The 12,837-nt window shown below is 32.9% G+C and carries 10 protein-coding genes; 2 read left to right on the top strand and 8 right to left on the bottom strand.

Features of this window, described 5'->3' with window-relative positions; genetic code table 11:
- Positions 1–52: 52 nt before the first annotated feature.
- Together FOF46_RS03090 and FOF46_RS03085 are read left to right on the top strand one after the other, a co-directional pair.
- Entirely contained in the window at positions 53–433 is a 381-nt protein-coding gene (locus FOF46_RS03090; protein WP_143915431.1) for a hypothetical protein, read from the top strand.
- Between the two features lie 86 nt (positions 434–519).
- Positions 520–1,629, top strand: a complete 1,110-nt coding sequence (locus FOF46_RS03085; RefSeq protein ID WP_143915430.1) for a DEAD/DEAH box helicase — start codon at positions 520–522, stop codon at positions 1,627–1,629.
- A 22-nt stretch (positions 1,630–1,651) separates the two neighbouring features.
- On the opposite strand, the gene FOF46_RS03080 is transcribed toward FOF46_RS03085, so the two are convergent.
- The 8 genes from FOF46_RS03080 to FOF46_RS03045 form a co-directional block, all read right to left on the bottom strand.
- Positions 1,652–2,044 (bottom strand): response regulator, encoded by a 393-nt coding sequence (locus tag FOF46_RS03080; RefSeq protein WP_200825117.1) that lies wholly within the window; start codon positions 2,042–2,044, stop codon positions 1,652–1,654.
- Positions 2,041–4,245, bottom strand: a complete 2,205-nt coding sequence (locus FOF46_RS03075) for a PAS domain-containing sensor histidine kinase (RefSeq protein ID WP_143915429.1) — start codon at positions 4,243–4,245, stop codon at positions 2,041–2,043. The genes FOF46_RS03080 and FOF46_RS03075 overlap by 4 nt, the downstream gene beginning before the upstream one ends.
- Before the next feature lie 221 nt (positions 4,246–4,466).
- A complete protein-coding gene (locus FOF46_RS03070) occupies positions 4,467–5,309 on the bottom strand; it encodes an endonuclease/exonuclease/phosphatase family protein (RefSeq protein WP_143915428.1) in 843 nt (280 codons plus the stop codon).
- 2 nt (positions 5,310–5,311) lie between these two features.
- Positions 5,312–6,958, bottom strand: a complete 1,647-nt coding sequence (locus tag FOF46_RS03065) for a sulfatase family protein (RefSeq protein WP_143915427.1) — start codon at positions 6,956–6,958, stop codon at positions 5,312–5,314.
- Positions 6,958–9,222 (bottom strand): beta-glucosidase BglX, encoded by a 2,265-nt coding sequence (bglX, locus tag FOF46_RS03060; protein ID WP_143915426.1) that lies wholly within the window; start codon positions 9,220–9,222, stop codon positions 6,958–6,960. Before bglX ends, FOF46_RS03065 begins: the two co-directional genes overlap by 1 nt.
- Entirely contained in the window at positions 9,219–10,019 is an 801-nt protein-coding gene (locus tag FOF46_RS03055; protein ID WP_143915425.1) for a carboxylesterase family protein, read from the bottom strand. Before FOF46_RS03055 ends, bglX begins: the two co-directional genes overlap by 4 nt.
- Positions 10,009–11,376, bottom strand: coding sequence for a glucoamylase family protein (locus FOF46_RS03050; RefSeq protein WP_143915424.1), 1,368 nt, complete (start codon positions 11,374–11,376; stop codon positions 10,009–10,011). The genes FOF46_RS03055 and FOF46_RS03050 overlap by 11 nt, the downstream gene beginning before the upstream one ends.
- 36 nt (positions 11,377–11,412) lie before the next feature.
- On the bottom strand, positions 11,413–12,837 hold the full coding sequence (locus tag FOF46_RS03045; protein WP_143915423.1) for a RagB/SusD family nutrient uptake outer membrane protein: 1,425 nt from the start codon (positions 12,835–12,837) through the stop codon (positions 11,413–11,415).

Genomic DNA, 12,837 nt, shown 5'->3' with positions numbered 1-12,837 from the left:
ATTTACTTTGAAATGAAAGTTAATAGCGAATAATTATAAAATCATGCCCCATATGACTAAACAACTACGTACTATATCTTTATTTTTTGTTTTATTTAGTTTCTTTGCTATGACTGCACAAAGTCAGCAATTAGCAGAACATTCTACAGACTATTTGGTGTTATCTTCAAAAACAAAAAATGTTTTGAACTCGGCGAAACTTCAAAAGAAAGTTTTTTCTGACAATATTGATTCTCAAAAACACAGTCATGATCATGAAGACGAATTTCATGTGCATGATCATAAAGTGGTATTATTAGATATCATTTCTTCTGAAGAGAACTCAGATTTTAATTGCTCTGGAGGTTTTTGTATGAATAGATCTCATTTTCATAAAAAAGGTTTGACTTTAAAAAGACAATTTTTTGAATACTTCATGAGTATTTCTTGTTAGTTTAGATGACTTAAATACGTTATTTTTTGATTAAGTTGAATTATGAAAAGATATTAAATTACTTTTGCAGCTTAAATCAGATATGTATGACATTTTTAGAGTTAGGGGTCTCCAAAGACCTTAACAAAGGTCTTAAGGAAATGGGGATTAGTATTCCTACAAAGATTCAAGAACAAGCAATTCCGGTTCTGATGAATCGTCAGACTGATTTTATTGGAAAAGCTCAAACCGGAACAGGAAAAACAGCGGCCTTCGGAATTCCGTTATTATCACAAATAGATCCTTCAAAAAAACATGTCCAGGCTTTAATTCTGGCACCGACACGTGAACTAGGACAGCAAATAGCAAAACAACTTTTTAAGTTTACCAAGTATACAGATAAGATTTTTACAGAATCTGTTTATGGTGGTGAGAAAATCGAACGACAAATATCCAGACTTACCAGACCGACGCATATTGTTGTGGCAACTCCAGGACGACTTATCGATCTTATAAAGAGGAAGGCGGTAGATATTTCTAAAATAGATACTCTGGTTATGGATGAAGCAGATGAGATGTTAAGTATGGGGTTTAAAAAGGAGTTGACTACAATTCTAAGTCAAACTAAAGGTTATAGGAACGTTTGGCTTTTTTCGGCGACAATACCTTCTTCTTTAAATGAAATTATTGATTCTTATGTGAATAAAAACGCTATTAGAGTCAGCATAGATAAAGAAGATGCAGTCAATAAAGGTATACATCATCAATTTGTAGTAGGAGATGAGATTAATAAGTTAGACACGCTTACTTATTTCTTAAAAACAGAAAAAGAGGGGAGAGGTATTATTTTCACAAGAACAAAGGTTGCTGCAAGAACGCTTCACAAACAATTAAAAGCTAAGAATTATGAAGTTGGCTTGCTTGAGGGAGAAATGACCCAGAAAGATAGGGATAAAGTGATGAGAGCTTTTAGAAAGAAAACATTACAGTTGTTGGTGTCGACAGATGTTGCTGCAAGAGGAATAGATGTTGCAAATTTATCTTTTGTACTTCATTATCAATTACCAGATCAAACAGAGTATTATACACATAGAAGCGGGAGAACTGCACGAGCAGGAAAAACTGGAATTTCTTTAGCATTAGTGACCAAATCAGAAGTGCAGACTATTCGAGAATTAGAAAAACAATTAGGAATACGTTTTAGCCAGATTCGATAATTAAAAAAATCTTTGTTGTAAATTAAGAAGTCTGTCTTTTATCAAATGAGGAAGAGGTTATATTTGATATTACAGATATAAGTTTATCAAAATTTACAGGTTTAGAAAAGTAATTATCAAAACCGATATTTATAAAACGTTGCTCATCTCCTGGCATAGCATAAGCGGTTACAGCAAATACGGGTATGTTTTTAAGGATTTCCAATTTGCGAAACCTTTGTAATAATTCGCAACCATCCATTTGATTAAGTCCCAGATTAATATCAACTAAGATAAGATCCAGATTTTCTTCTTTTACTACTTTTAGTGCTTGCGAACCATTTTCTGCAATGATAACATTAGAGTCATTTTTGGATAACATCTTATCCATTACCATTGCATTTATTTTATTATCTTCTACGTAAAGAACATTCATAGGCATTTTGGAATTATAATTTTAAACTCGGTACCCTTACCTATTTTACTTTTGACTTTAATTTTTCCGTCCAGTATTTCAATATATCGTTTTGACAAACTTAATCCCATACCAGTCCCTTCATATTTTCGACTTAGACCAATACTTTCTTGCATAAAAGGGTCAAAAATCTTTTTTAGATTCTCTTTATCTATTCCAATACCAGTATCAGTTATCGAAATATAAACATTATTTTTTGATTTTTCTGATTTGATCTTTATAATTATACTTCCAGTATTGGTGTATTTTATTGCATTATGGATGATATTATTTAAGGCAGTTCTAAAGAGATCTTCATCAACATTTATTTGAGGGCAAGCTTGATCTAATTCTAATTGATATAGTAGTCTTTTTGCTTCTGCCATATGTTTATACTCTCTAAATGAGGTTTCTACGGTGTAGTTGGTGTCTATTTCTTGAAGATTGAGATTATTTCTGATAGCTTCAATCTCACTAAAATTTGATAAGTTGTTTATGGTATTTAGAAGCCTGTTTTTACTTTCTTCCAGGTATTCTAATAATTTTTCTCTTTCTTCAGCTTTATCTTCATCAAGTAAAAGTCTGCTTACGGTCATGATACCATTTAAAGGCGTTCTGATTTCATGACTAAAATTAGATAATATGTTTGATTTCAAGCTATTGAGTTCTTGTTCTTTTATATGAGATTCTTTAATAGCTATTTCTGCAAGCTTTTGCTCAGTAATATCATGAAAACTAACGAGAACAGAATTTACCGTTTTTTCCTGATCCAAAATAGGGGTGTATTTTGATTCTAACCATTGCGTATTGCCATTGTGTGTAATACGCTCAATTTCTTTTTTTACAATATTTCCTTTTAGTGCTTCATTAAATTCGTGAGCAAAGGAATTTTTAAAATTGAGAGGCATAACATCAATAAACCTAGACTGTACTTTATTAGGATTTACCTTAAAATCTCTCTCTATAATCTTTACAGACTTATCATCTGTCATTAAAATCTCACCTTTGGTATTAAGCAAAACAGTATATGCAAATCCATTATTTACCATTGCCTGTAATCTGTTTTTACTTTCTACAATAGTACGTTCATTAATTTTTTTTTGATGCACATCGATCAAATTACCAATCATTCTTGTAGTCTCCCCTTTTTTATTTTTTCTACGGAAACCATAAACTTCGTAATGTCGAAATCCCCCCTGAAGATGTTTTAAACGGTAATGATTATAGTAATGATTACCTTCCTGATTAAGATTTTTGATATGTCTTTGATTAGCATCTTTCAAATCATCAGGATGTATCATTTTGGTAAATTCTTTTTCGGCAACAAAGTCCTGATCCAGTGGTAACCCCAGCATTTTTTTGAAATCAATACTGTAAAAAACTTCATTTTTTGCAATATGATGATCGAATAATCCAGATTGTATTCCTTTTAAAGCTAAATGTTTGGTCTCTTCACTATATTTTAATCGTTCAATATAATTATGTCTATCTGTGACATCTGCAATGGTACCGTTTACAAAAATTACTTCATTTTTATAGATAACAGGTTGACCAACTACTTTTACCCATTTTTCATTTCCTTTTTCAGTAATAATTTTTTCGGTATACTCGTAAGGTCTCTTTTCTTTAATAAGTGTATCAAGATAATTTTCGACTCTGGCTCTAGAATCTTTTGGATAAAAACTAGCTCCTTTTTCTCTGGTCATGGAAATATTCGGGTCTGCTTCCTTAATAAGGTAACATCCTTTTGACCAATACATTTCATTATTTTTTGGATTAAAATACCATGCACCAGTTTTAGTAAGTTTAGAAATGGTTAATAAAGCTCGATGTTCTTTATATTCCTTTGTGGTATCAATTCCTGCAGCATATATCAGATTGTTGTGTAGAGTAAAATCAAATTTTAAAGATAAAACACCATCTTTTCCAGAGGGAAAACTAAAAGATTCATTAATCATTCGATTTTTGTCAGAAAGACAACAAACTGAATCTTTGAATATTGGAACATCTTCATCGATAATATAGTCGGTAATGTACTTTCCTTTAATTTCACTTTTATCCATTGGAAATAATACTTCGCATCTATTATTGAATGCGACTATCTTTCCATCTTTCTTTAAAATAAAAAGAAAAAGTAATGTTTTTTCCGATAAAATTTCAAATTGTTCTAGAGTAAAAGGCATAAATGTTGGTTAATTCCATTTTAAAGTTACAAAATGATTTGTAATTCTTTGCCAGACCTTGTTTCTAAATTTGAATTTTAGCAAATATTGGGTAATCTTTTAGTCTTCAATTATTTTATGTATACTTTTAACCTAAATCTATTTGGTTGCAAGATTTAAAAACTAGATGAATAGATAATAGAATACTAGTTTTTAAAAGCTGTAAGAATATTCGTCTACTTTTAGTTATTTTTAAAAAGTAGTTCTGTGTATACTGGAAAATGATCTGAAGGATAATGACAATCTTTAGAATCAGATAAGATTCCACTCTTTAGTATTGTAAAATCATCTTTACCAGAAAAAATATAATCAATTCTTCGTGTTACTGGTTTGTGAAAATGGAAACCATTAAATGTCCCGACAGGACCAAAAGCATTCTTACCTGCTGCCAGATTTGTGTCTTGTAATTCTTTTAGAATTATTCGAATACCTTCGGTATTCATTTCCAAATTAAAATCTCCCATTAAAATAATGGGTAATTTTTGAGTGTTAATTTTTTGAATCTTTTTAAGAATTAACTTAGAACTTTCTATTCGGGCTTTTTTACCAACATGATCAAAATGTGTATTGAAAACGATAAATCTGTCATTAGAATTTTTTTTCTGAAAAACCCCATAAGTACAAATTCTGTTTAGGGCTGCATCCCATCCTTTAGAAGGTCGGTTAGGAGTTTGCGAAAGCCAAAACGTATTTTGAGATATGAGTTGTACTTTGTTTTTGTTATAAAAAATGGCACAATGTTCACCTTCTTCATCTCCATGCTTTCTTCCTAAACCAAAAAACTGATATTGTTTTAGTGCTATTTGTATATCTTGTAATTGATGAAAAAGAGCTTCTTGTGTGCCAAAGATATCAGGTGAATAGAAACGAAGTTGTGATATCAAAAAGGTTTTTCGGTTTTCCCAATTATTTATACTATCCTTTGGATTATCATATTTAATGTTATACGTTAATAGAGATACATCCTGAGCCCGAAGAACTTGTGATAATAATACAATTAGAGTGATAAAGAGTAGCTTATTCATTATTATCGTATTGGTTTTCCTCTAAGTCTTTTAAAGCTCTGATATGCTTTTTTGATTTCTTCTGGAGTGGCTTTGTCAAACTCTTTATTAGTAACTCTATATACTTTTTGTACAGAGTCAAGTTTAATTTTCATGGTTTGAATGGTCTCCTTGTAAACTAAATTGTTGATTAAGTTGTTTGATTCTTTTGGATCTTTTTCCAAATCATAAAATTCCCAGGTATCTATATCATCATAGAAATGAATGAGCTTAAAACGTTTGGTTCGAATTCCATAGTGTTTTTTTACCATATGAAATGCCGGAAAGTCATAATAGTGATAGTAAATAATATTTCTAAAATCTTTTTCTTTAACATTACCTGCTATTAATCCTTTGAAGGATTGACCTTGCATTTCATTAGAAAAGTGGTTGGCATTAGCAAAATCCAGAAAAGTTTGTGCAAAGTCAAGATTCTGAACCATAGTTTCTTTTTTTGTTCCTGGTTTAATTGTTCCCGGGAATTGCATTAACAAAGGCATTCGTAAAGATTCTTCATACATAAATCGTTTATCAAACCATCCCCTTTCTCCAAGATAAAACCCCTGATCCGAAGTATAAACGACTAAAGTATTTTTATCTAAGTCATTTTGTTCCAAATAATCTAACAGTTCACCAACACCTTCATCTACTGAAGCCACTGTGCTCATATATTCTTGTAGATACCTCTGGCCTTTCCATTCTGCAAGAGCTTTGCCCGTAAGATGAGCTCGATGCATAGCATTATTTTTAGATATGTAAGCTTTATCCCATATTCTTCGTTGTTCTGTGGTCATTCTTTTAAAATCACTAACCCAGGGGTTGTGAGCCAATTTTGTAGACCCTTCGGTAACAGACATCTTAAGATCATGCCCTTCATACATATCATTATAAATGGTTTGTAGTTGTTCTTTGGCCGCTTGTTGATTTTTATGTGTTGTGTAATAAGTATTGGGTAAAGGAAATTGAATCGAATCGTATATATTCAAATGTCGTAATGCTGGCATCCAATTTCTATGAGGAGCTTTGTGATGTACCATAAGAAAGAACGGTTTGTTTTCTTTTCGTTTGGTCTTTAACCACAATAGTGATTCTTTTGTAATAATATCTGTTGCGTATCCTGGAATTTGTATAGAATCTCCGTTCTTTATAAAATCTGGGTTATAATAATTCCCTTGATCCTGAATAATGTTCCAGTAATCAAAACCTTGTGGATGTCCATGAAGGTGCCATTTACCAACTATAGCAGTTTGATAACCTGATTTTTGTAGCATTTTTGGTAAAGTTGGTTGGTTTCCATTAAAAAGCTCTCCATTTTGCCTAAAACCATTGATATGGCTATGTTTTCCGGTTAGAATGACTGCCCGGCTAGGTCCGCAAATAGAATTGGTACAGAAAGCATTCTCGAATAAAACACCATTTCTAGCAATTCTATCAATGTTTGGGGTAGGCGCTAGTTGACTAATAGGGTGGCCATAGGCACTAATAGCTTGACTGGCATGATCATCAGACATAATAAATATAATATTAGGTAAAGTTGTTTCAATAGTTTTTTCAAGTGGTTGAGGTTTTTTCTGTTGACAAGAAAAAAAACTAATACCTATAATAACTATGATATACTTTTTGATTAACATTATTTGTCTTCTTCAATTAATTCAAATTCATGTGTAAAAGGTAAATCAGAACTTCCTCCAACAAAAAACTCAAATCTTCCCGGCTCATAAGTGAAGTCTAATTGTTGATTGTAAAATTTTAAATTTTCAGTAGTGATTGTAAAAGTTAGGTTTGTACTTTCTCCTTTTTTCATAAAAACCTTTTTAAACCCTTTTAATTCTTTAACGGGAGGAGTTATACTTCTGGTTTTATCACGGATGTATAGTTGTGCTATCTCTGATCCATCATAATTTCCTGTATTTTTTATTTCTACTGATATGGTTATTTCTTCACCTGGTATAAGTTGTTTACCAGAGGAAGTAACTTTATATTCAAAATTGGTATAACTAAGTCCATAACCAAAGGGATATAAAGGAGTATTGGAAACATCAATATAATTAGATTTATAATCTTCTTTTGGATTTGAAGGATTAATAGGACGACCAGTATTTTTCATATTATAGTATATCGGAATCTGCCCAACATTTCGGGGAAATGTAACTGGTAATTTTCCAGAAGGATTGTATGTGCCAAATAATATGTCGGCAATTCCTAAACCACCCATTGTCCCCGGAAACCATGTCTCTAATATAGCATCAGTTAGTATATGTTCTTCAGAAAGATCTAAAGGTCTTCCATTCATTAGAATTAGAACAATTTGTTTGTTGGGGACTTCTTCAGTAATCTTTTTAATCAATGTTGTTTGTAATCCGGGCAATTTAATATTTGTTCGAGAGGCAGCTTCACCACTCATATGATAATGTTCTCCCATGACCATAACAATAATATCAGCCTTTTTTGCAGCATCTATTGCTTGATTAAATAGATTTTCATCATTCGATAAAATATCACAACCTTGTGCATAAAATATATTCTTTTCATCAACATACTCAAGGAGTCCTTCATAGATACTAACCGCTTTGCCATAGCGATCTCCTGCGGCTGCCCAATTACCAATAATACTTTCCTTATCTTTTGCTAATGGGCCTATAAGGGCGATTGTTTTGTTCTTAGTAATTGGTAGTGTCTTGTTATCATTTTTTAATAATACAGATGAAGCAGCCGCAGCATTTCGTGCGGCATCCAGAAATTCTTTTTTATAAATAACTTCTTTCTCCCGATCTTCATTACTGTATCGATAAGGATCATCAAAAAGTCCAAGTTTGAACTTAGTTTCTAATATTTTTCGACAAGCTTCTTCTACAGTTTCTTTTTTTACTTTATTCTCTTCTATTAATTTTTTTAGATATAATCTATTTACATTTCCCATCATATCCATATCTACACCAGCATTCATAGCTAAGCGAGCCCCATCTTTTTCGTTTTTAGCAAAACCATGGGGTATTAACTCATTAATAGCTGTATAATCAGAAACAACAAAACCCTTAAAATTCCATTGCTCTCGTAATATTTCTCTAAATAAAGATTGATTTCCGGAAGCGGGAATACCATTTAAGTCATTAAAGGCTGTCATAAATGTTTCTACACCAGAATCTACAGTTGCTTTAAACGGAGGTAAATAGGTATTCCATAGTTCTCCATCACTCATATCTACTGTATGATAATCTCTACCTGCTTGAGCAGCACCATATCCTGCAAAATGTTTGGCACAAGCAATAATAGTATTGTTTGCAGCAAGGTCATTTCCTTGAAAGCCTTTTACATAAGCCTTAGCAATCTGACTTCCCAGATAAGTATCCTCTCCAGCACCTTCAGATATGCGACCCCATCTAGGATCTCTTGCTATATCCACCATAGGAGCAAAGGTCCAGTGAATTCCTTCTGCAGAAGCTTCCTCTGCGGCGATTCTGGCACTATTTTCAATTTGTTTAAGATCCCAACTTGCTGCCAGACCTAAATTTATCGGAAAAATAGTTCTATGACCATGAATTACATCATATCCAAAAAGTAAAGGAATGCCTAAACGTGTTTCTTCTATGGCAATTTGTTGTAACTCTCTTGTTCCTTTAGCAGAATAGACATTAAGCATTGCGCCTACATTGCCTTCACGAATATGCTTTATATTATCATCGCTTACTTTAGGTCCTGTCTTATCCCAACCTCCACTGTACATCACTGTCTGGCCTATTTTTTCTTCTAAAGTCATAAGGTTCATTAAAGAATCTATTTGAGAAGTGTAGGGTGATTTTATTGTTTTAGAGTGTTTTTTTTGATCACTACAGGAATGAATTATAAAAGTGAGACCAATAATGAGTATTGTATTTATTTCGTGTCGGAAATTCATTCTTTATTCTTTTTTTTATTTGAAAATAGCCAATACAATAGTTCTGGTTCAGCAAAAGCAGTATCCCAACTGTTGTGATTTGCAAAATCGTATAGGCTGAATTTAGGAAAACCGCCAGCTTTTAGAATAGCTTCTACCATATCTACAGAAAAGGTAGGATCTACTACAGTATCTCTAGCACCATGAAAAATCCAAAGAGCAACTTTATTTACATATTCTGAAACTGAATTTGGATCACCACCTCCGCAAATTGGAAATGCGGCTGCAAACATATTTGGTCTTCTATATAGCATTTCAAATGTTCCCATACCACCCATTGACAATCCTCCAATATATACCTGATCATTCTTGGTGAAATTTTTATTAACCATTTGATCCATCAAATCAATTACTAATGCAAGTGTTGAATTTGGTATTTCTCCATATTTAAAACTGAATTTCTCTCTTCCTTTTTTAGTTCTATCAATACTTATATTGGACCAATAATCGTTTTTGGGGCACTGAGGAAAAATGACAATAGATGGATGTTTTTCCCTGAATTCTGAATCTAGAAATAATCTACTTCCATGTACCAATTGTTTTTGATTATCATTATCGCGTTCACCAGCTCCATGTAAGAATAGAACTACCGGATATTCTTTATCTTCAGTAAAATCAATAGGCCACAGAATACGATAACGAAGAGTATCTTTTCCTTTTATTAGTATTTCTTTTTCATAAGAATTACCACTTTGAGCAATTCCTATACTGACCAGAAATATTGAAAATAAATAACATACTATTTTTTTAGTTTCCATAGCTGAATCCCAATTTTTGAAGACCATTTTTGACATCGTTGTTTTTCATAAAGAGGTTCCATAACAATTGTGTCCTGTGATTCTCTATCATCACAGGTATAGGACCTTGATCAATAGCTAAATATCGTGGGACATACCAATCATGTTGTAAACTGAAAGCATCATAAGGGCCATATTTACCAATAAGGCTATCTTGCTTTTCATACATAAACCTCAAGAATTGCATACTCTCTTTTGGAGTATAAGGAAAAGAGGATAGAGCAGCAGTGGGAGATATCACTCCAAGGTCTCTACCAGGTCGATGACTAGAATATCCTTTCATCGAATAACTTGAAGTAAGTCCCCAGCAATCTTTGCCGTAACCCTCAAAATTATTAGGATTATCTAAAGCATAGTTATAATGGATTTTAGCATGATTTTTATTTAATTTCCAATAATCGGCATATTGATCTGTTAGTCCTTTTGGGTTTAATCCAAGATAAGAATAATGCGCCCAAAAAAGAGGACCAATAGGATCATTATCATGTTCATAATGATCTAACTCTGTATCTAAACCATAAAATACTGTTCCTTTTGCAATATCACCATTACGTGACCATCCTTTTTCATATACTTCTTTATCGATAGAGTGAGTGGGGGAGGAAGCAGCGAGAACATACATTATTAAGCATTCATTATATCCTCCAACAGGAAAATTCATTTCCCATTCATAATCAGGAGACCAGTGCCAATACAGTACTCTTTCTCCATTCTTGGTGTACCAATCCCATTCTACTTCTTTCCAAAGTTTATCTATTTTTTGAACTAATTCTTTTTCATTTTCATTGCCTTCTTTAAAATATTCTGAAACAGTTAACAAGCCTTGTATGAGAAAAGCTGTTTCTACGAGATCCCCACCATTATCTTTCTGACTAAAAGGCTTTACTTTACCGGTTTTTCCATTAATCCAATGTGGCCATGCACCATGAAACCGATCTGCCTTTTCTAAGAATTGAACTACTTTTTTAAAATGTAATACACCTTCATTCCTGGTAATATAATTTCGTTCAATACCTATCAAAATAGCCATTAGTCCAAACCCAGACCCTCCTGTTGTTATAATATCTTCATCATTTTGAGGATAAATATTATCCAAATGGATACGTTCTCTAGCCAATCCAGAATTAGGTTCTGCTCCTTCCCAGAAATAATTAAACGTTTGTTTTTGAATTTTGTCTAGAAGTTCTGTGTCTGTTAGTATCTCAATCGTTTCTTCTTGTTCAGGCGTTGATATTGTATCAGTTTGAGATGTTTTTTGATCATTACACCCAATACATATTATAGTGAAGAAGATCACGGTTATCATGATGATTCGCATAAATAAATTTTAATTAGTATAAATGTTTATAGTTTATTACCATCCCGGGTTTTGCATCATTTTTGGAGTTTGAATTAATTGATCATTTGGAATTGGAAAGAGTTCGTGTTTCCCAGTTTCAAAAGGCTTACCATGTGCAATCATAACCGCTGGTGCTTGACCTGTTCTTAATAAATCAAACCAGCGATCATGTTCCATGGCTAATTCTAATCTGCGTTCGTTCCAAATGATCTGTCTTAATTCAGACTGATTAGTAGTGGTAATATTCTCAAGGTTCACTCTATTGCGAACTCTATTAAGGTTAGTCAAAGCATCAGAAGAGAGGTTGAGCTCGTTTAGTGCTTCTGCGCGAATTAGTAAAACCTCGGCAAAACGAATAATACGAATATTTTTGTCACCATCTCCCTGACCTGCATTAGCACTTGAATACGCTTTTTCATTATATCTTGGATTTTCTACTCCAGCATCGATTACTCTTCCGTCAAACAATGTTTCACCAGCAAATATAATAGTAGCATCTCTTCTTATATCATCACCTTCTACATTGAAGGCATTTAATAAGTCTTCTGATGGCGTATTAAAACCCCATCCCCAACCACTAGGTCCCCTAGCACCTTGTGTAGTAGAATATTGTTGAATCCCATGTGCTACAATTTCGCCTCTTCCTTGTAATTCAAAGACAGACTCTAAACCATTTTCACCAGATACTCTCCATACTTTGGCATAATCAGGTTCTAAATCATACTCACCTGAGGTAATTACTGTATTAGCCATATCTGCAGATTCTTGCCATTTTTTTTGATATAAGTATACTTTTGCCAAAAGGGATTGTGCAGCTCCTTTGGTAACTCTTCCTAAATCTGAGGCTGCATATTCACTTTTAAAAGGTAAGGCAGGTATGGCTTCTAATAAATCTTGTTCTATATAAGCATAGACATCCGAGGTCGGAGCTCTGTTTATGATATCTATGTGTTGTAAAGGAATATCTCCAAAAGAACGAACTAACCAGAAATAATTTAAAGCTCTTAAGAACTTACATTCACCTATAAGGCGTTCTCTTAGTTCTTCGTTTGTCATCTCAAAAGTTTCTGTATATTCTATTGCTTGAGTTGCTCTTCCAATTGTTTTGTACCATTGAGTCCACATTGCTCTAATTGAAGGAGAAGATGTAGTATGCGTAAGACCATCCAGTAAATTTTTATCAGCCCCAGTATCTGTAGGAGCACTTCCTTTATCAGCATTATCCGAAATCATTTCGGTGATGCCAAGAAAAGAAAAGGCATATGCAAAATCGGTATGCCTGCCATACACTCCTGTTACGAATTGAATAGGCTCAAAAACTTCACCACTCTCTTCTGCTGTGGGAGCTACAACTTCTACTTCTTCAACAAAATCATCGCAACCTGTAAAGAAAGCTACAAACAGAAGCGCGAATACTATTAATTTTAGTTTAGCTTTCAT

The organism is Aquimarina algiphila (assembly GCF_007489275.1).
In the GTDB taxonomy this organism is placed as follows: Bacteria; Bacteroidota; Bacteroidia; order Flavobacteriales; family Flavobacteriaceae; genus Aquimarina; species Aquimarina algiphila.
This window is presented reverse-complemented; position numbering and strand designations above follow the sequence as displayed.